Here is a 19,501-nt window from a genome sequence, read left to right on the forward strand (position 1 = left end):
AGCGTGAACTGTCACGAGCATACGCCTGCCGCAAACCGCTACCGTTCGTTGCCGCACGATCGGACAACGGCGCGGCGTTTTCAGACAATTTTGCCACGTGCCTTTCCGCGCGTGGTGCTGGCAGGCCATAATGCACCATCTGAAACCGAGCAGGAGCAAACCATGAAAACCAAAGCAGCCGTGGCCTGGAAGGCCGGCGCCCCCTTGACCATCGAAGAAGTCGACCTGGCAGGCCCGCGCGAAGGCGAAGTGCTGATCGAACTGAAAGCCACCGGCATCTGCCATACCGATTACTACACCTTGTCCGGCGCCGACCCGGAAGGCATTTTCCCGGCCATCCTTGGCCATGAAGGCGCCGGCATCGTGGTCGAGGTGGGCCCTGGCGTGAAAACGCTGAAAAAGGACGACCATGTAATTCCGCTGTACACGCCGGAATGCCGCGAGTGCAAGTTCTGCCTGTCGCAAAAAACCAACCTGTGCCAGAAAATCCGCAGTACCCAGGGCCGTGGCCTGATGCCGGACGCCACCAGCCGTTTTTCGCTGGACGGCAAGCCGCTGTTCCATTACATGGGCACGTCCACCTTCTCGAACTATATCGTGGTGCCGGAAATTGCCCTGGCGAAGATCCGTGAAGATGCGCCGTTCGACAAGGTCTGCTATATCGGTTGCGGCGTGACCACTGGCGTGGGTGCGGTGCTGTTCTCGGCCAAGGTCGAGGCAGGCGCCAATGTGGCCGTGTTCGGCTTGGGCGGCATCGGCCTGAACGTGATCCAGGCGGCAAAAATGGTTGGCGCCGATAAAATCATCGGCATCGACATCAACCCGGCGCGCCAGGCAATTGCGCGCAAATTCGGCATGACGCACTTTATCAACCCGAACGAGGTGGAAAACGTGGTCGATGCCATCGTGCAACTGACTGACGGCGGCGCCGATTACAGTTTTGAGTGTGTCGGCAACACCACCCTGATGCGCCAGGCGCTCGAATGCACGCACAAGGGCTGGGGCAAGTCCTTTATTATCGGCGTGGCGGCGGCCGGCCAGGAAATTTCGACCCGTCCGTTCCAGCTGGTGACTGGCCGCGAGTGGCGCGGTTCGGCCTTTGGCGGCGCGCGCGGCCGTACCGATGTGCCGAAGATCGTCGACTGGTATATGGAAGGCAAGCTCAATATTGACGATTTGATCACCCACCGCTTGCCGCTCGAACGCATCAATGAAGGCTTCGATTTGATGAAGAGCGGCGAGTCGATCCGTTCGGTGGTGCTGTACTAAAGCCGCAACACTTGCGGCGGGCAAGGGGCGGCGCGCTGTACTTCGGCGTCCACCCCTGCTAATGTCAGGGCGTCGCTGCATAAATCTTGATGCCGGGAGCCCTGATGTTCGCCACTGCCTATCTGCTTACTTTACGGCGCATGTTGCCCGTATTGCTGGGCGCGAGCCTGTCCGCCGTGCTGGCCTTGTGGTGGCGCGACGCCGCCATTCTCGCTGCGCCCGCCCTCTGGCTGGGGTTGCTTGCCACCTGGCTGTTGTGCGCACTGGTATTTACACCGCTGCAATGGCATCGCCAGGAACTGGCGGCGCGCCATGTACGCCTGGACAGTTCGGGCAAGTCGCGTTAACAGTTAGCGGTTAGCCTCTGGTGCTGGAAAAGCGCTCGCGATAGTCGCGCGGCGTGACGCCCAGTTTCTTCTGGAACAGCCGGCGCAGCCTTTCCTCGCTGTGCAAACCCGTCTGCGCGGCCACCTGTTTCAACGACGATACATTCTCTTCCAGCAGCCGGCGCGCCACTTCAAAGCGCGCCGTTTCGATAAATTCGGTGGGATTGGTCTGCGTTTCGCGCTGGAACACGCGCGTGAAGTTACGCTCGCTCATGGCCAGCCGTTCTGCCAGTTGCGGCACGCTCAGGTCGTCGGCCAGGTGATCCATGATCCAGGCCTGCAACTGGCGGATGGTCGGGTGCGTTGTCATCTGGCTCGACAGATGGACGGAAAACTGCGATTGGCCGCCGGGGCGTTTCAGATACACCACCAGGTCGCGGGCCACCTCCAGCGCGATTTCGCGGCTGAAATCTTCTTCGACCAGTGCCAGCGCCAGGTCAATGCCGGCCGTCACGCCAGCCGAGGTCCATACATTGCCTTCCCGCACAAAGATCGCATCGGCATTGACGTTGACCCGCGGATAGCGGCTGCGCAGGCTGTCCACCGCACTCCAGTGCGTGGCGGCAGTTTTGCCATCAAGCACACCCGCTTCGGCCAGGAAAAAGCAGCCCGTGCACAGCGCCGCCAGCGTATCGATGCGCGGCGCGGCCTGCGCCACCCAGGCGGCAATCGCCGGGATATCGTCCAGCACCTGCTCGACATGGTGGCAGCCGACAATCACCGCCAGGTCGGGCAAGTTGGTGTTCGACAAGGCTTTGCTGGCATGCAAGCTCATCAGCGTATCGGATTCCACCGGACCGATGGCGGTGGACGCGATGCGCATGTCATAGCCACCTGGCAAATTGCGCAGGCGCAGATGCGTGTTGGCATAATCAAACACCTTCATGGCACCGATGGCTTCGAGGGCCTTGAAGCCGGGGTAGATGATGATATCGACCGTGCGTAAGGGGAGTTGCTGGATGGATTGCGGCTTCATGCGATCGCGCTGGAGGTATAAATGCTGCCATAATGCAGCAACATGCGTGTTGCTGCCTGCTTAATATCTGTATTCGCCTATCGCCCAGCCTTCCTTACATGAGACTACCGACCATCGTGCGTATTCCGCCTGCTCTTGTTGGCCTGCTTTTTCTGCTGAGCACCAGCCTGCTCCAGGCTGCCACACTCAATTTCAACGGCAGCGCCGTTACCGGCTGCTCCAATAGCGGCGCAGTCTATACCTGCGCGTCGCTGCAGATGGGCAGTACCGATGTTGCCGTGATTGCCAGCGGCGCGCGCGTCACCGTCAACCGGGACGTGACTATCGAGTATAACCAGGGCCTGACGATGAGCGGCACCGCCATGCTGACAGTCAGGGGCAATCTCGACGTGAGCAATACCTATCCGCCCAATCTGAACATCAGTGGCGGCACTCTGGTGAGCACGGCTGGCTTTTTCGCCGGCGCTCAGGGCAATCAGGTGATCGTGGCCGATATCACGGCCGAATCGATGAGGCTTGGCGGCAGCCCGAGCCAGGCATGGGCCAGTCCGGTCCAGATACGCGGCAATCTGACTGCCACCAATGACATCAGCATTGCGTCGAGGTCGAACATTACCGGCAGTATTTCCGCCAGAAATGTGGTTACCGATTCGTCAGTCGTTATCAATGGCGATGTCGACGTGAGCAGTAATCTGATCCTTGCATCGGCCAGCACCCTCAATGGCAACGTGGAAGGCGGTTCGGTCACTCTGAAGGCCAGCGAAACTACCATTACAGGCAACGCGCTTGTCGATTTCCTCACGCTCGAATGGCACGGACGGGTGCAGCAGACCATTACTTGCAAATCTCCCTTGTCATGGATTATTCCATGTATCTGCGTTGCCAATGGCAGCGGCTACCTGTTTGGTTCCAACAGTCCTCAATGCGGCGCCAGACCGCCCTCAGGCCCCCATCATTTCCAGATTGCCCATCCCGCCGAAGCATTGAGCTGCGCACCGGAAAAAGTCACGGTGACCGCCTGCTCCAACGCCGACTGCAGCAGCGCGTACACCAGCGGCGCGCAAGTAGTTGTGGCGCCAGGCGCGGTGCAGGCATCTACCGGCAGCAGTGGCAGTGCTGACCTGTACGTATCGAATACGGCTGGCGGTACCTCTACCCTCAGCCTGACCAGCACGCCGGGCGCCAGCAATGCGCTGGTGTGCAAGAACAGCAGTACCGGCAGCGTCAGCAATTGCCAGATTCAATTCAAGCCGAGCGGCCTGCAGGTCAGCGGCAATCCGCGTTATGCGGAAGACAGCGCGGCCATCACCATCAGTTCCTTGCAGGCGTCTCCCAGCAATCCCAGCGCCTGCGTGCCGCTGTTCAAGAACCAAGTCAAAACCATCAAGCTCAAGTGCAACTATGCCGATCCTGGTACTGGCACGCTGCCGGCGCGCATACAGAACACGGCTGGCGCTTACGTGGCGCTGGCTGGCAACGCGACCAGCGCCTGCACCACGGCAGGCGCCGATGTCGCGCTGCAATTCGATGCCAACGGCGAAGCCAGGCCGTTGATGCTGTATGCCGATGTCGGCCTGCTGGGACTGAACGCCACCTACAGCTCGCCTGGCGGCAGCGACAGCGGCCTGGTAATGAGTGGTAGCGGCAGCGTCATCGTGGCGCCGAAAGCATTTCTGTTCTCGGCCATCGCGCCAACCCAGCGCGCCGGCTTGCCGGCCTTGCCGGCGGCGTCGGCTACCAGCATCACGGTGTCGGCCGTGAATGCCAGCAATGTCGTGACACGCAATTTCGGGCGCGAAAGCAAAGAGCAGAAAGTGCTGTTGGGAAGGACGCTGGTAGAGCCGATTTTTAGCGGCAGCGCCAATCCTGCCGCCAGCGGCAGCGTCAGTTTTCTCAGCAGCAATAGCGGGCCCAGCAATGGCGTGGCGACGGCCAGTTCCATGATCTGGCCCGAGGTGGGGCAAATCAAGTTTACCGCCACCTTGCAAACTGGCTATATGGACAGCGCCTTGCAGAGCACCGGCAGCAGTGCGCCAGTCACCTTCGTGCCGCATCATTTTGTCACCGAACTGGTCGATGCGGCCAGTAACCAGCCACCGTTTCCCTATACCTGCGTGGCGCCGCTGGTGTGTCCGAGCACGCGGGCGGTGTATTCGCGCCAGCCATTTCCGCTACGCGTGACGGCCAGGAAAGCCGATGACACCACCACCGTCAATTTCGATGCCCGCTATGCGGCCATCAATGCTACGCAGGTAGCGCTGCGCGGCTACGATGCAGCGACCGGGCTGGTCGACTCGCCGCCGGCCACTCCGGCAGGCAGCAGCCTGACCGATGGCCCTGCCACGCCTGCCGCAGTAACCGGCATTGGCCTGGCAAATTTCACCAGTGGTGTGGGTACGCGCAATCTCGCCTACAGCTTTCCCGGCGCGTTCTCGCTGACGCCAGGCGGGACTGCGCTGGCGCCGCCAACTGACTTGCTGTTGCGCGCCAGCTATAGTTATGCCGGCAGCGTCCTCGTTACGTCGCTGCCTGCCGAGTTGGGCAAAGAAGCGCAAGTGACGGTGCTGACCGGTCGCATCTTTGTACCCAACAGCTTTGGTGCGTACCAGTTGCCGGCCCGCCTGAGCCTGCAGTCGCAGTACTGGACAAGTGCCGGCTGGCGCGTCAACCTGGGCGACCGCGCCAGCAGCTTCAGCCGCGCGCAGGTGATGCTGGCCAATTGCCTCAAATCGCTGGTATGCAGCGCCTTGCAGGTCAATGGCCAGAGTTTTATCTTCAGTGGCGGCGAGTTGGTCGGCAGCGGCCGCCTGGTACTGCAGGCGCCGGGCGCAGCCGGCAGCGTCGATGTGTCGGTGACAGGCTTGCCGTATTTGCCCAGCACCGTGGGCCGCGTCGTATTCGGCATTTCAAGGTCCGGTCCGGTGCTGTATATGCGCGAAATGTATTGATAGGCCATTGTCGCCTGTCACAAGATAAAATGAAAAAATTCTCCTATAACGAAAATATTGATGCATTTGAAATATCGGAACATTTCTTCCTGGAGGGTTTAAAGCAGGCACAAAAAAAAGGCTATAGAAATATCAGAATCATGAGAGATAACTCTGTCGCCAGTTCAACCGCACTGGACTTGAGTCCACTCGCGCTTAGTGAATCAGTAGAAACTCTTAATATCTCGCAAGACATCAACCTTAAAAATGTTGATTTCTCACCACTCTATACATGCTCCTCTTTAAAAGCGTTAACAACTCCTTATCTGAAAGATGCGTTAGACTTTACAAAGCTTACTTCGCTGAAAACGCTATACTTTACGAAAGTACACGACAAAATAGAAAGCTTGCCTATTGACAATGTTAGTGACTTATTACTCGCCGGTATAAAAAATGTGGACCTGAACTTCCTTTTGGCGCCCAAACTCGAAACGCTAAGGCTGAGTGGAGGCAATCTAGAGTCATTCGAAGGTCTACAAGCAAGTAAAACTCTTGGCGATGTTGAGATAAGTCACTGTGCCAAACTTATTGACATCAGCCAATTAAGCGAACTCACAGAACTAAAAAAATTTTCCATAGAAAAATGCAAACACATCAGGGATTATTCGTTTCTCTCTGGTAATAATAATCTGGAAACGTTTTTTGCATCAGAATTAGATTCACTCAATTTCATCCCAAGCCTTAAGAAAATTCAGTTCGTAAAGTTCTGGGAAGTAAAAGACGGTGATTTACAGCCATTGCTAGACTCGAAGACGCTAAAGCGTGTTGATTTTTTCCCGCAGAAGAAAAATTATACGCATACCAAAGAAGAAATTAACAATCTACTTCAACGCTAGACCCAAACGTGCATACTACTATTTCTATATAGGTAAGAAGCGTCGGATTTGCTTTATCGCACTTTCAGACACTGTGATCCAATCAACACAACCATACATTGGTACGGCAGTCTGGGTAGGCGAGTCGCCAAACAGTCGGCGGGGCAGGGCGGGCGCAGAAAGTGGAAAAAACCAGTAAGATGCTTTTCTGTTTTTCTTTCCCTCACAGAACTGGAGTCTTCATGAGCATCACTACGCAGTGGATCGATATCACCGGCGCCGACGGCGCCACCTTCCAGGCCTACCTGGCCGTGCCGCATCTCGGCAAGGGCCCGGGCATCGTGCTGTTGCAGGAAATTTTTGGCGTCAATGAACATATCCGCACGGTGGCCGAGCAATACGCGGCCGACGGCTATGTGGTGCTGGTACCCGACCTGTTCTGGCGTGACGGCGCGCATATCGAACTGGGCTACGACGAGGCGGGCTGGAAGCGCGCTGTCGAGCTGATGCAATCGAACGACAATGAACACGCGCTGGCCGATATCACCGCCACCGTGGCCGTGCTGCGCGCGCGTCCTGAAGTTGACGGCAAGCTTGCCTCGCTCGGCTTTTGCATGGGCGGTCGCCTGGCATACCAGGCAGCAGCTGCAGGCCTGGTCGACACTGCGGTCGCCTACTACGGCGGCGGGATCCAGAACAAGCTCGACCTGGCCGACGAAATCAAAGTGCCGCTGCTGATGCATTTTGGCGGCAAGGACAGCCATATTCCGACCGATGCCGTGCAAGCGATTGCCGAGCGCTTTGAGCAGCGCGAGGAAGTGGAAATCCATATTTATCCGGATGCCGAGCACGGTTTCAACTGCAACTACCGCGACAGCTATGACATGCGTTCGTCGGTGCAGGCGCATGGCAATACCCTGGTTTTCCTGTCAGAAAATCTGTAGTCGCTTCGGCAGCAAAGCGGCACGGGCGCTAAAATAGCGCCCGTGCCGGGCATTCCGGCCGGCCCGGCCCGACTCGGCGCCCGGCAAACCTGGATGAGGAACCGAATCAAAGATGGCCCAAGTAACTGTTTCTGTAACACTGGCGGCAAGTGCCGAACGCGTGTGGGATTTTATCGGCGGCTTTCAGTCGCTGGCGGAGTGGTCGAGTTCGATCAAGACCAGTTTGCCGGAACAGGGCGGTCGTGTGCGCCGCCTGAAAACCACCGACGGCGCCATCATTGCCGAACGCCTGCAAAGCTTCAGCGAGGCGGACAAAAGCTACAGCTACACCATCGTCTCGGGCCCGATTCCCGTCAAAAACTACCGTTCCACCCTGCGCGTCACCGGCGAGCCGGGTGCTTCATCGTGCGTGGCCGAATGGTCAAGTCAGTTCGACGCCGCCGAAGGCGTGGAAGACGTCATGGTCGGTGCCTTCCAGCATCTGTATGAAACGGCGTTTGCCGACTTGAAACGGATTATGGCGATTTGAGCGTTTATAACTCGTAATTGCCGATCATACCCTTGGCGCGCGCTTGCTTCAGCCACGCCGGGAACTCTTTCATCATGCGGTCGTACAGCTCGGCTTCCGAGATCTGGCGCAAGTCGTCGACGGCGAAGAAGTTGGCGTTGTCGATATGGCGGCCCGTCATCTCGTCCAGCTTTTCCAGCGCGCCATAGCCGGATCCGCCGATACCGATAAACTGCCAGAAAATCGGCAAAGTGCTGGCCCAGCGGATCAGGAACTGAATCTCGTCGTTGTGCGACACGCCGCCGTCCGAAATGAACAGCACGAAGACCGGCGTCTTGTCGGCGATGGCGGGAGCAAAGCCCTTCGGAAATACTTTTTTCGCCGAAAAAAAGCCTTTCTTTTCGGCGTCGGGGCCGGGCGGCGTCAGGCCGGAAAAATGCTCGATCACTTGCCGGATGACCACCGGTTCATTGTTGTACTGGGACTGCAGGTCGCTCATCCATTTCTGCCAGCCACCTTTGTCTTTCTTGATATAGTCCTTGAAGTTGCCGAACGTAACATTCGACAACTGCTTGCTCTTGAGCGCAAAGGCCCAGGTTTCCAGCTCCTCGTCGTTATCGAAATGCACGCCCAGCGGAAACACACGGTTGACCACTTCCTGTACCTGGCCGCGTTCATACTGCGTGTACATCGAGCCGGACGCGTCGATGACAAACGCCACTTTGGCGCGCACCCGCTCCAGCTGGTTCCTGGCCAGCGAGACGCCGGCAATTTTTGCCAGCGAGACCAGTTGCGGCGCTTTTTGTTCGAAACGTTTTTCCAGCGAGACCCTGGCGGGTGCTGAGGGCGCTGCTGTGGCTGGTGGCGCTGTTGCCGGCGCGGGAACGGCACTGGCAGGCGCCACGGCGCCGCCGAAGTGCACCAGCAGGGCGTCGAGGCCGCCACTGAAACCCTGGCCGTTGACGCCAAGGCGCCAGTCGCCATCTTTCCGGTACAGCTCGGCGATCATAATGGCTTTTTCGCCGCTGAAATCACCGCCGCTCAAGAGGAGCACATGCTCGCCCAGGCGAAACTCCAGGCTGCCCAGGTCGCGCATGGTCTGGCTGTGCGCGGGATCGATGGCGGCGGCAAATACCAGCTTGTCGATCTGCGCCGGCAGGCTGGCCAGTTTGAGCATGAACTGGCTGTCGGGCACATCGGCAACGAGGCGGATTTCTTCCCTGGGCGAGGCGGTCTGGTTGTAGAACACCATATACGCCTCGTCGGACAATTTACCGTTTGCATCGAGGCCAAAACAGCTGACGTCGATATGGAAGGGGGCCTTGACGGTACACCGGACAGCGAGGTCTGCCGCCGTCACGTTGCTGTCGAGTTTGAGTTTCTGGCCTTTTTGTAATGACATGCTTGTCCTTGTCAGATAATCGATGGGTCTGCTTTTAGCGCTTGACCTTGCCAAACGCCTCGTCCTTGTTCCATACCGGCATGGTCTTGTCGTTCGCCACTTCGTAGCCCAGGTTCAGGGTGAACTGCGCCTGCTGTACCATGCCCGACAGATCCCAGGAGGGGCTATATTCATCCGTTACCTGATGGTAATCTTTCTTGAATGCCACAAGGCGCGCGCTTGATTCCTTCGGATTCGTGACGAAGTCGAACGAGCCGTCACCCGAGAACACGGCCGAGCCGACGTTAAAGGCGGGAATCCCGGCCTTGGCAAAGGCAAAGTGGTCGGCGCGGTAAAAGGCGCCAGACAAATCGGGAATGGCCGGCGCCAGGCGCAGGCCCATGCGTTTGGCCACCTTGGCGGCGCTGGCGTACAGGCTGCTGCGCTCGGCGCCGGCGACGCCGATGTCATGCGTCTTGCCGACAAAATTCATGCTGTCCAGGTTCAGGTCGGCAGCGGTCTTTGCCAGCGGCCACAACGGTGCGCGCACCCAGGCGTTGGCGCCCAGCATGCCGGTTTCCTCGCCGGCCGGCCACAGGAAGATCTGCGTGCGCCGCGCCGGCTGCTTGACGGCCACTTGCGCCATCGCCAGCAACGCTGCCGCGCCCGAGGCGTTGTCGATTGCGCCGTTATAGATATGGTCGCTGCCGGCAGCTGACTTGTCATTGCCCTCGTCATCCTTGCCCAGGTGATCCCAGTGCGCCGAATAAATCACCGCCTCGTCTTTCAGCTTCGGATCGGTGCCGGGCACGATGCCGGCCACATTGAACTGCTCGATGCTGCGGATGGCGCTGTTCAGCTTGACCTTGACGGTGGCGTTCAGGGCCACTGGCTGGAACTCGCGCGTTTCGGCCCTGGCGCGCAGTGCGTCCAGGTCCTGGCCGGCGGCCTGGAACAGGGCGCGCGCCGTGTCTTCCTGCAACCAGCCCTCCATTGCATTGCCGGTGCCGGCCAGATTGAAACGTTCATGGCCGAAGCCGTTGGCCGGTACCGACCAGGGGTAGGAGGCCGACTCCGTCGTGTGGATCAGCAGTACGCCGGCCGCCCCCTGGCGCAGCGCTTCTTCGTATTTGTAAACCCAGCGGCCATACCAGGTCAGCGACTTGCCGGCAAAGCGCTTCGGTTCAGCGGCGCTCGGTTGCGGATCGTTGACCATCATGATCACCAGCTTGCCTTTCAGGTCTACGCCCTTGAAGTCGTTCCATTTTTCATCGGGCGCGTCGATGCCGTAGCCGGCAAATACCACCGGCGCCTCGAACGCCACTTTTTCCTGTCCATTTGACGCGCCAAACACGATGCCCTCGCCAAGCTTGGGTGCGATGGTTTTGCCGCCGGCGTTGAACGTCACCGTGCTGTCTGGCAAGAGCTTGCTGCCGACGATCTTCAGCCCTTGGCGATACGTGCCATTCTTCAAAGGCTGCAAGCCGGCCAGCGCCGCCTGGGTTTCCAGGTAGCGTACTGCCAGGTCGCCGCCGCGCTGGCCCGTGCCGCGTCCTTCGAGCAGGTCGTCGGCAAGAAAGGACAGGTGGGCGCGCAGCGGCGCCTCGGCGACGACTGGCAATTTCTGGGCGCTGGCAGCCGTACTGATCAGGGCAAGGCTGGCGGCGAGGGCAAGGGGCGGAAAGGTACGCATAAAACTCCAAAATTTGAACGAGGACGTGGCATGACGATGATGCATTGGCAGCAATCTTACTCTACGGATCATATTTCCTGAGCGTAGCGCGTGGCGTGCAGAAGGCGAATCGGGCCACAATGGCCGCGAGGGCTGCCAACCGGCAGCCCAAAGACAAGGACAAGGAGGCCGGCATGACCGACGCACGCAGCACGACCGGGCAGGCAGTCGCGGGCAATACCCTGCGCACCGCTGACGGTACGACGATCTACTACAAGGACTGGGGCAGCGGCGCGCCCGTGGTGTTCAGCCATGGCTGGCCGCTGTCGGCCGACGCCTGGGAAGACCAGATGTTTTTCCTCGCTTCCCATGGCTACCGTGTGATCGCCCACGACCGGCGCGGCCATGGCCGTTCCAGCCAGCCTTTCGACGGCAACGACATGGATACCTATGCCGACGACCTGGCCGAACTGATCGAGGCGCTCGATCTGAAAGGTGCTACCCTGGTCGGCCACTCCACCGGTGGCGGCGAGGTGGCGCGCTATATCGGCCGTCACGGCACGGCGCGCTTGTCCGGCGCCGTGCTGGTGGGCGCCGTGCCGCCGCTGATGCTGCAGACGCCGGACAATCCGCTGGGCTTGCCGATCGACGCGTTTGACGATATCCGCAGCGGCGTGCAAGCCGACCGCAGCCAGTTCTTCCGCGACCTGAGCGAGGCCTTCTATGGCTATAACCGGCCCGGCGCCAAGCCGTCGCAAGGCGTGCGCGACGCGTTCTGGCGGCTGGGCATGCAAGCCGGCATGCCGGCCGCTTATCTGTGCATCAAGCAGTTTTCGGAAACGGATTTTACGCAAGACCTGGCGAAATTCGACCTTCCGACCCTGGTCATCCACGGTGACGACGACCAGATCGTGCCGATTGCCGCCTCCGCGCGGCGCACGGCCGAGCTGATCATTGGCAGCCGGCTGCTGGTGTATCCGGGCGCGCCGCATGGCCTGGCGACCACCCACAAGGATCAGCTCAATACGGACTTGCTGGAGTTCCTGCGCCATGCGGCTGAGGCGCCAACACTTTCTCCCGAGCATCTGTAGCAAGGCCTGAATATATTGCAAAATAGGTAAGATTGCTTGGTATTTGCACCAATTGCGTGCGGATCGCCGATTTTTCTGCGTTTTGGATGGCAAAAATTGGCGATCTGCGCTGCTGTTCCACCCGGTACGGGCCAGTAAAGAGTAAACTAGCAGATACACTCTTTCGCATTGGGCGATTCGAGCGAACTTGTGAGCAATTTTATGTCTGATACACCAATTTCCTTATTTTCCGATCTGAACCTGAGCGAGCCGCTGATACGCGCGCTCAAGGACGTCGGTTACGAAACACCGTCGCCTATCCAGGCGGCGACGATTCCATTGTTGCTCGCCAACCGCGACGTGCTGGGCCAGGCGCAAACGGGTACCGGTAAAACCGCTGCCTTCGCCCTGCCTATCCTGTCGCGCATCGATCTGAAACAAAATTCACCCCAGGCCCTGGTGCTGGCGCCGACGCGCGAACTGGCCATCCAGGTTGCCGAAGCGTTCCAGGTCTACGCTGCCCATATCCCGGGTTTCCACGTGCTGCCAATCTACGGCGGCCAAAGCTATGGCCCGCAGCTGTCGGCATTGCGCCGCGGCGTGCACGTGATTGTCGGTACGCCTGGCCGCGTCATCGATCACCTCGACAAGGGTTCGCTCGACCTGTCGAAGCTGAAAACGCTGGTGCTCGACGAAGCCGATGAAATGCTGCGCATGGGCTTTATCGACGATGTCGAACGCATCCTGAAAGAAACGCCGGACGGCCATCAAACAGCGCTGTTCTCGGCCACCATGCCGTCCGTCATCAAGCGCATCGCCACCACTTACCTGCTCAATCCGGCTGAAGTGACGGTAGCTGCCAAGACCGGCACGGCCGACAATATTCGCCAGCGCTACTGGCTGGTGTCGGGCATGCACAAGCTCGACGCGCTGACCCGCATCCTGGAAGCGGAAGTATTTGACGGCATGATCATCTTTGCCCGCACCAAGCTGGGCACGGAAGAGCTGGCAGGCAAATTGCTCGCGCGCGGTTTCTCGGCTGCCGCCATCAATGGCGACATCCAGCAGGCACAGCGCGAGCGCACCATCCAGCAACTGAAAGACGGCAAGATCGACATCCTGGTCGCCACCGACGTGGCCGCGCGCGGCCTGGACGTCGAACGCATCAGCCATGTGGTCAACTACGACGTGCCGCACGACCCGGAAAGCTATACCCACCGTATCGGCCGCACCGGCCGCGCCGGCCGTAGCGGCGAAGCAATTCTGTTTATTACCCCGCGTGAAAAGAACTTGCTGAAAGCCATCGAACGCTCGACCCGCCAGCCGATCGGCATGCTCGAACTGCCGACCATCCAGGCCGTCAACGACGTGCGCATCGCCAAGTTCAAGGAACAGATCAGCGAAACGCTGGCGCTGGGCGAACTGGAACAATTCCAGTCGCTGATCGAAGACCTGGAACGCGAAAAAAATATTCCGGCCATCGAAATTGCCGCTGCCCTGGCGAAAATGGCGCGTGGCAACGTGCCGCTGCTGCTGGACAAGAACAAGGCGCGCGAACAGGCGACCTGGCAGGATGACCGTCCGGTACGCCAGGAGCGTTTCGAACGCAACGACCGTCCTGAACGCGGTGACCGCTTCGAGCGTCCCGAGCGTGGCGAGCGCAGCGAACGCCCGGCCTTCCCGAAAAAGGAACGCGTCCAACGCCCGGCTGACGCCGGCATGCAAACTTTCCGTATCGAAGTGGGCCATCAGCATGGCGTGAAACCGGGCAATATCGTCGGCGCCATCGCCAACGAAGCGGGTATCGATTCGAAAAATATCGGCCGCATCGAAATCTACGACGACTACAGCGTCCTTGATTTGCCGGACAGCATGCCGAAAGAATTGCTGGACCAGCTGAAAACTGTGTGGGTCGCCGGCCAGCAACTGCGCATCAGCCGCGATGGCGATGCACCTGACGTGGCGCCTGCGGCTGCAGCACGCAAGCCGTTTGCCGCCAAGGCCACGCCTGCCTTCAAGGACAGCGCGCCAGAAGCGCCAGCTGCTGATGTGCCTGTTCGGGCGCCGAAGAAAGAGCGTCCACGTCCGGGTGTGACGGCCTACCGTATCGAAGTGGGCCGCGATCATATGGTAACGCCTAGCAATATCGTCGGCGCCATCGCCAATGAAGCCAACCTGGAAGCCAAGCATATCGGCCGCATCGATATCTTTGACAAGCACAGCGTGCTGGACTTGCCGGAAGGCATGCCGCCGGAAATCCTCGACCACCTGAAATCGGTCTGGGTGGCTGGCCAGCAACTGCGCATCTCGCTCGACGACGGCACCTCGGAGCGCAAGCCCGCGCCACCGCGTCCGAAAGCACCACGCAAGACTTACAAGTAATCTTGCAGCAACACATGCAGTGACCAGAGGCGCCTTCGGGCGCCTTTTTTTTCGTCTGACACCTGCTTGAATATTGATGATTTATATGCAATCATGTTCGCGTTATTTATTAATATTTTATATGTTAATAAAGTCAATTTAATTAATTAAAAGAAAATATAAATAACTACCTGTTGTATATTTATGTTATTTTTAAGATTGCATCATAACCGGACTTTCGTTATGTTTGCCAAGCCTGATGTGGTATATTGTTTTTATAATTTGGCTATGCTATTAAAAAAACAAAGGAGCGAGAATGCGCTTGAATATGCCTGTCACGCAGACGGAAACTATTTTAAATGACGGCATGACGATTGTTTCCACGACGGATTTACAGGGAAACATTAATTATGCCAATCAGTATTTTATTGAAATCAGCGGATATTCCGAATCGGAATTGCTTGGTGCGCCGCAAAATATCCTGCGCCACCCCGATATGCCAGCCGAAGCCTTTGCCGACCTGTGGAGCACCATCCATAGTGGCATGCCATGGACCGGCATGGTCAAGAACCGCTGCAAGAACGGCGACTATTACTGGGTGCTCGCCAATATCACGCCGGTAATCGAAAACGGCCGGCCGGTCGGCTATATGTCGGTACGCACCAAGCCCACGCGCGAGCAGGTGGCCGAAGCGGCAGCGCTGTACAAGGGCTTCAAGGATGGCAACCAGGCCAGGCTGGCTATACGCAAGGGCCGCGTGGTTGGCCAGGGTCTGGGCGCCAGACTGAAAGCCTTGAGCCAGCCCAGCCTGTCGCAAGGCATGGCCGTCAACGCCATCTTTTTCTGCTTGTCCATGTTTGTACTGGGCGGCGCCGTGTGGAATATCGACAGCAATACCCATGCCGCCACGCGCGGCTGGCTGATCGCGCTGGCCGCCATGGCCTCGGTGATCATGCTGGTGTTCTGGGCGTATCTGCACAAATCGGTGGTGCAGCCTTTGGGCGAGGCGGTGATGGTGGCGCGCAAGATGGCCGGTGGCGACCTGACCGGTGTGATCGACAAGGTGCGCGATGACGACATGGGTCAGTTGATGGCGGCCTTGCGCCAGACCAATATCAATCTGCACAGCATTATCGGCGACGTGCGCGCCAATTTCGAAGATATCCGCGTTACCACGGCCGAGATCGCGTCCGGCAATATGGACCTGTCCGGCCGCACCGAATCGCAGGCCTCCAGCCTCGAGCAGACGGCGGCCAGCATGGAAGAACTGACCTCGACGGTACAGAACAGCGCCGCGCATGTGGCCACGGCTACCGGCCTGGCCGAGCAGGCCTCCACGGTGGCTGCAAAGGGCGGCACGATTGTCACGGAAGTGGTCAGCACCATGGATGAAATCAGCGGCTCGTCGCGCAAGATTCTCGATATTATCGGCCTGATCGACGGGATTGCTTTTCAGACCAATATCCTGGCCCTGAATGCGGCCGTGGAAGCCGCGCGCGCCGGTGAACACGGCCGTGGTTTTGCGGTAGTGGCTGGCGAAGTGCGCAGCCTGGCGCAACGCTCGGCTACCGCTGCCAGGGAAGTCAAGCATCTGATCGACCATTCGATCGCCACCGTCACTGCCGGCACCGTGCTGACCAGCAATGCCGGCGCCACCATGCAGGAAGTAATCGCCTCGGTGGCGCGCGTCACGGAAGTGATGAATGAGATCTCGTCGACCACGCGCGAGCAGACACAGGGCATAGGCCAGGTCAACCAGGCCGTGATTCAACTGGACGGCATCACGCAGCAGAATGCGGCGCTGGTCGAACAGTCGGCTGCTGCCGCCGCCAGCCTGGCGCAGCGTACTGACAGCGTGGCACGGTCGATGTTTGTATTCAAGCTCAAGCCGTCGCCAAGGCGCAGGGCCAGTGGCGGTGCGGTGAGGGCGCTGGCAGTGCGTTAAACTGATTCGACTACGCAACAAAAATCAGGGGTCAGTCGCTTCGCGATCGGAATAAGTCCCATTGGGACTTATTCCCCCGGCGGTTCTCGGCGACCCCGTCTGACCCCAATTTTCTGCTGCGAGCCACTGGCTTACTTTGGCAACTTATAAACCACACCCCTGCGCACCTTCTTCACCACCCCATCCGCGCCAAACAGAATCACAAATTCCCCACCACCGTCAGAGCTATCCGGGTAGGTGTACATCCACACCTCATTGCCATTATCAAAGCGTATCGAGGTGCTGTCACCGAGCGCGGCGCGCACCTGTTCGCGGGTGCTGCTGCCAGGCTGCACGGTTTGCTCCAGAGTGGCTTGCGGCACGGATTTGCTCGCTTGCAGGGCGCGCGTACCGGAGCAGGCGGCCAGGGACAGCAGCAGCGGCAATGTCAACCACCTAGGCCACCTCATGGTGCCACCTCATCCATATAATCGAACTCCAGCAAGGTATCGTCGGGCCAGGCCTGGTCCCATAGCGGCGCGTAATACGTGCGGTCCAGCAATACCTGGCAATCGCAATACGGCAGCGAAGCGGGTGTCTGTTCGCCGCCCGCATACAGCATCTTGAAGGGCAGGGCCAGGCGGCGCTCGCCGTGCACGAGAGTGACGCCCAGCAGGGGGCGGTCGGCAAAGAACAGGTAGTTGCCGTCCGGCACGGAGCAAACTTTGTCGGTGCTGTACAGCATGCTGGACAGCCAGGAAATAATCACAGGATCATTCGAGATCAGGCCCGAATCCATGCCGGCCCGGCATTCCAGGCGCAAATCGCCCAGGCGCCGCGTGCCGGGCGGCATGCCCGGCGTGATGACCTGGGCGCGCCAGCTCATGGTGGTGGCCTTGCGGTTGGCGATCAGCACCGCGTCTTCGCGCAGGGCCTGTTGGTTGCGCACGGGCACAAAGCTGTTGTCTTCAAGCAAGGGCAGCGGCACGCTGACAGTGTCGCCGGCGATGCGCAATTTCACTCCCTGCATGTCGACTCCGGGCTGGCGTGGCAGCAGGCGAAAGCGCAGGCTGGCCTGCGGCGCCAGCGCATGGTCGCGCTCGAAGCGGTCCACGCCCTGCATCATCTTGCGGTAGGACTTGTCGACCGGGTCGCGCGTGGCGTCGACCTTGACTTGTTGCACAGGTGGCGTTTGCGCCACTGCGGGCACGCAGGGCAGCAGGGCGATCAGGAGCAGGGAAGCAAGTATACGCATGCCATGATGCTACGCCAATTCGCACATCGGCCACGCACGCTAGTAGTCGGAATATTTGCGGGCATCGCCGCGCACCTGTCCGGCCGGATATTTCAAGGCGTTCAGTTCCATCTTTTCCAGCACCGCCGCGTGCAGGTCGACACCGCTCTTGTCGGCCAGGCGCACCAGATACATCAGCACGTCGGCCAGTTCATGGCGGATGCCGCTGCGTTTTGCATCGTCGAGTTCGGCGTCCGCGCCGGTCGGCAGCCACTGATAGTGCTCGGCCAGTTCGGCCACTTCCACCGACAGCGCCATGGCCAGGTTTTTCGGCGTATGGAACTGGTCCCAGTCGCGCTCTTGCGCAAAGGCGGCCAGGCGCAGACGAATATCGATCAGGCTGTCGTTCATGATGGTGGCAAGGTGATAAGGTGGCAAGGTGACACAATAGCCGATGGTATCACTGCGGTGGCGCCAGACGCAGCGACAGGCCCACCGGCGACATCACAAAACCCATCAGCTCCTGCGCTTCGCCGCCATCCGGGGTATCGACGCCGGCGATATCGAAACTACCCAGCAGCATGGCCATGGCGATCTTGATTTCCAGCAATGCCAGGTAGCGGCCCGGGCAGGTGCGCAGGCCGGAGCCGAAGGGCATGGCGGCACGCTTGTTGTTGGCCTCTCGCTGGCCTTCCCGCCCTTGCTCCAGCCCTTGCTCCAGCCAGCGTTCCGGCTTGAAGGCCTGGGCGTCGGGGAAGTGCGCGTCGGACACCGTATCGTGGCGCAACACGCACCATACCAGGCTGCCGGCCGGCACGGCGATATCGCCCACGACAGTATCGCGCAGTGCTTCCAGTGGCAGGAAAGGCGCTACCGGTTTCAGGCGCATCGCTTCGCTGGCGCAGGCACCGAGATAGTCCAGCTGGTCCATCTGCTCGATGGTAAAACCGGCCACGTCGGGCGCCACCCTGCGTACTTCCTCGCGCGCCCGCGCCAGTGACTGCGGATGTCGCTGCAGCAAGTAGATCATCCAGGAAATCGTGTTGGCCGTCGTGTCTTCGCCGGCCAGCAGCATGGTCAGCACATTGCCGGCCACGGCGCGGTCATTGACGCCACTGTCTTTCTCGTCGGCAGCGGCAATCATCGCCTCTAACAAATTGGGCGGGCGCACGCGGCGCGCCGGGTCCTGCTCCATGCGGCTGCGAGCCTGGCGTACCAGGTCCGATACTGCCACATCCAGCGCCGCCACATCGCGGTCCAGTTGCTTGTCAGCAGGTAATTTGAAGTGGCGCCAGTAGGGGAGCAGCGACAGGCTGCGCCGCGCCACGGCCGGCAAGATCGCATCCATATGGCGCTGGATCACGTCCTCGCCCGCTTCCAGCGTGTTGACTTCGGTGCCAAAGGCCAGGCCGGCGATAATGTCCACCGTATAGCGCTTCAGGTCGCCGTCGAGACTGATCGCCTGGCCTTGCAGGGCCGCAGCCTGCCAGCGCCGCTGCAAGCGCTGCGCCACCGTGACCAGCGACGGAAAATACGCCTTGATGGCGCCGGGCGCCATGCCGGCCATGACCATGCGGCGCTGGTTGCGCCATTCGCTGCCTTCGGCCAGGAACAGGCCGGGAATGCCGCCCATTTCCTCGGACACGATATAGCTCGACAGCGGGCGCCGGAAACCATCGGGGCGGTCGCGCATGATGGCCGAGACCGCCTCGCTGTCGGCCACCACCAGCACCAGGGTGCGGCCGAACCAGGCGCGCATATAAGGGCCGTAGCGGCGTACCCAGCCTTCCACGTCGCGGTGGATGCGCGTCAGTTTCAACTGCAAGCTGTTGCCGAAGAAGGGCAGGGCCAAGGGGCCGGGCAGGTTGCGTATCTGGCGCAGTTTGCGCGTGGCGGCAACGGTGGCCGGTGTTGCGGTTTGGTCGAGTGGTGGCATGGCAAATTCCTCGTGGCAAGAGACAATGACATGACTGT

Annotated in this window: 16 protein-coding genes; 9 read left to right on the top strand and 7 right to left on the bottom strand. The window is 59.8% G+C overall.

All coding sequences use genetic code 11. The features are described from left to right. Positions 1–162: 162 nt before the first annotated feature. Both ACQ4WM_RS10410 and ACQ4WM_RS10415 read left to right on the top strand, forming a co-directional pair. Positions 163–1,269: an S-(hydroxymethyl)glutathione dehydrogenase/class III alcohol dehydrogenase gene (locus tag ACQ4WM_RS10410; RefSeq protein WP_436546590.1), complete on the top strand. Its 1,107-nt coding sequence runs from the start codon at positions 163–165 to the stop codon at positions 1,267–1,269. A gap of 104 nt (positions 1,270–1,373) precedes the next feature. Continuing rightward, entirely contained in the window at positions 1,374–1,616 is a 243-nt protein-coding gene (locus ACQ4WM_RS10415) for a hypothetical protein (RefSeq protein ID WP_436546591.1), read from the top strand. A 10-nt stretch (positions 1,617–1,626) separates the two neighbouring features. Here the strand turns inward: ACQ4WM_RS10415 and ACQ4WM_RS10420 are convergent, their stop codons facing one another. Continuing rightward, positions 1,627–2,631 (bottom strand): GlxA family transcriptional regulator, encoded by a 1,005-nt coding sequence (locus ACQ4WM_RS10420; RefSeq protein WP_436546592.1) that lies wholly within the window; start codon positions 2,629–2,631, stop codon positions 1,627–1,629. A 98-nt stretch (positions 2,632–2,729) separates the two neighbouring features. Here ACQ4WM_RS10420 and ACQ4WM_RS10425 point away from each other — a divergent pair, with 98 nt between their 5' ends. The 4 genes from ACQ4WM_RS10425 to ACQ4WM_RS10440 all read left to right on the top strand — a co-directional run bounded on the left by ACQ4WM_RS10425 (position 2,730) and on the right by ACQ4WM_RS10440 (position 7,906). Beyond that, positions 2,730–5,579 carry a DUF6701 domain-containing protein gene (locus tag ACQ4WM_RS10425; protein ID WP_436546593.1) on the top strand — a complete coding sequence of 950 codons (2,850 nt, stop codon included), beginning with the start codon at positions 2,730–2,732 and terminating at the stop codon, positions 5,577–5,579. A 29-nt stretch (positions 5,580–5,608) separates the two neighbouring features. Further along, positions 5,609–6,454, top strand: coding sequence for a hypothetical protein (locus tag ACQ4WM_RS10430; protein WP_436546594.1), 846 nt, complete (start codon positions 5,609–5,611; stop codon positions 6,452–6,454). Between the two features lie 221 nt (positions 6,455–6,675). Beyond that, positions 6,676–7,377 (top strand): dienelactone hydrolase family protein, encoded by a 702-nt coding sequence (locus tag ACQ4WM_RS10435; protein WP_436546595.1) that lies wholly within the window; start codon positions 6,676–6,678, stop codon positions 7,375–7,377. A gap of 112 nt (positions 7,378–7,489) precedes the next feature. Further along, complete coding sequence (locus ACQ4WM_RS10440) at positions 7,490–7,906, top strand: SRPBCC family protein (protein WP_436546596.1); 417 nt, start codon at positions 7,490–7,492, stop codon at positions 7,904–7,906. Positions 7,907–7,910: 4 nt separating this feature from the next. Here the strand turns inward: ACQ4WM_RS10440 and ACQ4WM_RS10445 are convergent, their stop codons facing one another. Continuing rightward, positions 7,911–9,287: a VWA domain-containing protein gene (locus tag ACQ4WM_RS10445; RefSeq protein WP_436546597.1), complete on the bottom strand. Its 1,377-nt coding sequence runs from the start codon at positions 9,285–9,287 to the stop codon at positions 7,911–7,913. A 34-nt stretch (positions 9,288–9,321) separates the two neighbouring features. Next, positions 9,322–10,959: a M28 family peptidase gene (locus ACQ4WM_RS10450; protein ID WP_436546598.1), complete on the bottom strand. Its 1,638-nt coding sequence runs from the start codon at positions 10,957–10,959 to the stop codon at positions 9,322–9,324. Positions 10,960–11,132: 173 nt separating this feature from the next. Here ACQ4WM_RS10450 and ACQ4WM_RS10455 point away from each other — a divergent pair, with 173 nt between their 5' ends. The 3 genes from ACQ4WM_RS10455 to ACQ4WM_RS10465 all read left to right on the top strand — a co-directional run bounded on the left by ACQ4WM_RS10455 (position 11,133) and on the right by ACQ4WM_RS10465 (position 16,314). After that, positions 11,133–12,029, top strand: a complete 897-nt coding sequence (locus ACQ4WM_RS10455) for an alpha/beta fold hydrolase (protein ID WP_436546599.1) — start codon at positions 11,133–11,135, stop codon at positions 12,027–12,029. Positions 12,030–12,230: 201 nt separating this feature from the next. Further along, complete coding sequence (locus ACQ4WM_RS10460) at positions 12,231–14,390, top strand: DEAD/DEAH box helicase (RefSeq protein WP_436546600.1); 2,160 nt, start codon at positions 12,231–12,233, stop codon at positions 14,388–14,390. A 295-nt stretch (positions 14,391–14,685) separates the two neighbouring features. Continuing rightward, positions 14,686–16,314 carry a methyl-accepting chemotaxis protein gene (locus ACQ4WM_RS10465; protein ID WP_436546601.1) on the top strand — a complete coding sequence of 543 codons (1,629 nt, stop codon included), beginning with the start codon at positions 14,686–14,688 and terminating at the stop codon, positions 16,312–16,314. Positions 16,315–16,445: 131 nt separating this feature from the next. Here ACQ4WM_RS10465 and bamE read toward each other — a convergent pair whose 3' ends face one another. The 4 genes from bamE to ACQ4WM_RS10485 are packed head-to-tail and all read right to left on the bottom strand — an operon-like array spanning position 16,446 to position 19,463. Beyond that, positions 16,446–16,745 carry an outer membrane protein assembly factor BamE domain-containing protein gene (gene bamE / locus ACQ4WM_RS10470; RefSeq protein ID WP_436546602.1) on the bottom strand — a complete coding sequence of 100 codons (300 nt, stop codon included), beginning with the start codon at positions 16,743–16,745 and terminating at the stop codon, positions 16,446–16,448. A gap of 14 nt (positions 16,746–16,759) precedes the next feature. After that, complete coding sequence (locus ACQ4WM_RS10475; RefSeq protein ID WP_436546603.1) at positions 16,760–17,548, bottom strand: hypothetical protein; 789 nt, start codon at positions 17,546–17,548, stop codon at positions 16,760–16,762. 39 nt (positions 17,549–17,587) lie between these two features. Continuing rightward, positions 17,588–17,938 carry a nucleotide pyrophosphohydrolase gene (locus ACQ4WM_RS10480; protein WP_436546676.1) on the bottom strand — a complete coding sequence of 117 codons (351 nt, stop codon included), beginning with the start codon at positions 17,936–17,938 and terminating at the stop codon, positions 17,588–17,590. Between the two features lie 49 nt (positions 17,939–17,987). Continuing rightward, positions 17,988–19,463, bottom strand: a complete 1,476-nt coding sequence (locus ACQ4WM_RS10485; protein ID WP_436546604.1) for a cytochrome P450 — start codon at positions 19,461–19,463, stop codon at positions 17,988–17,990. Between the last annotated feature and the right edge of the window lie 38 nt (positions 19,464–19,501).

The organism is Janthinobacterium longum (assembly GCF_051380735.1).
Classification (GTDB): Bacteria; Pseudomonadota; Gammaproteobacteria; order Burkholderiales; family Burkholderiaceae_D; genus Janthinobacterium.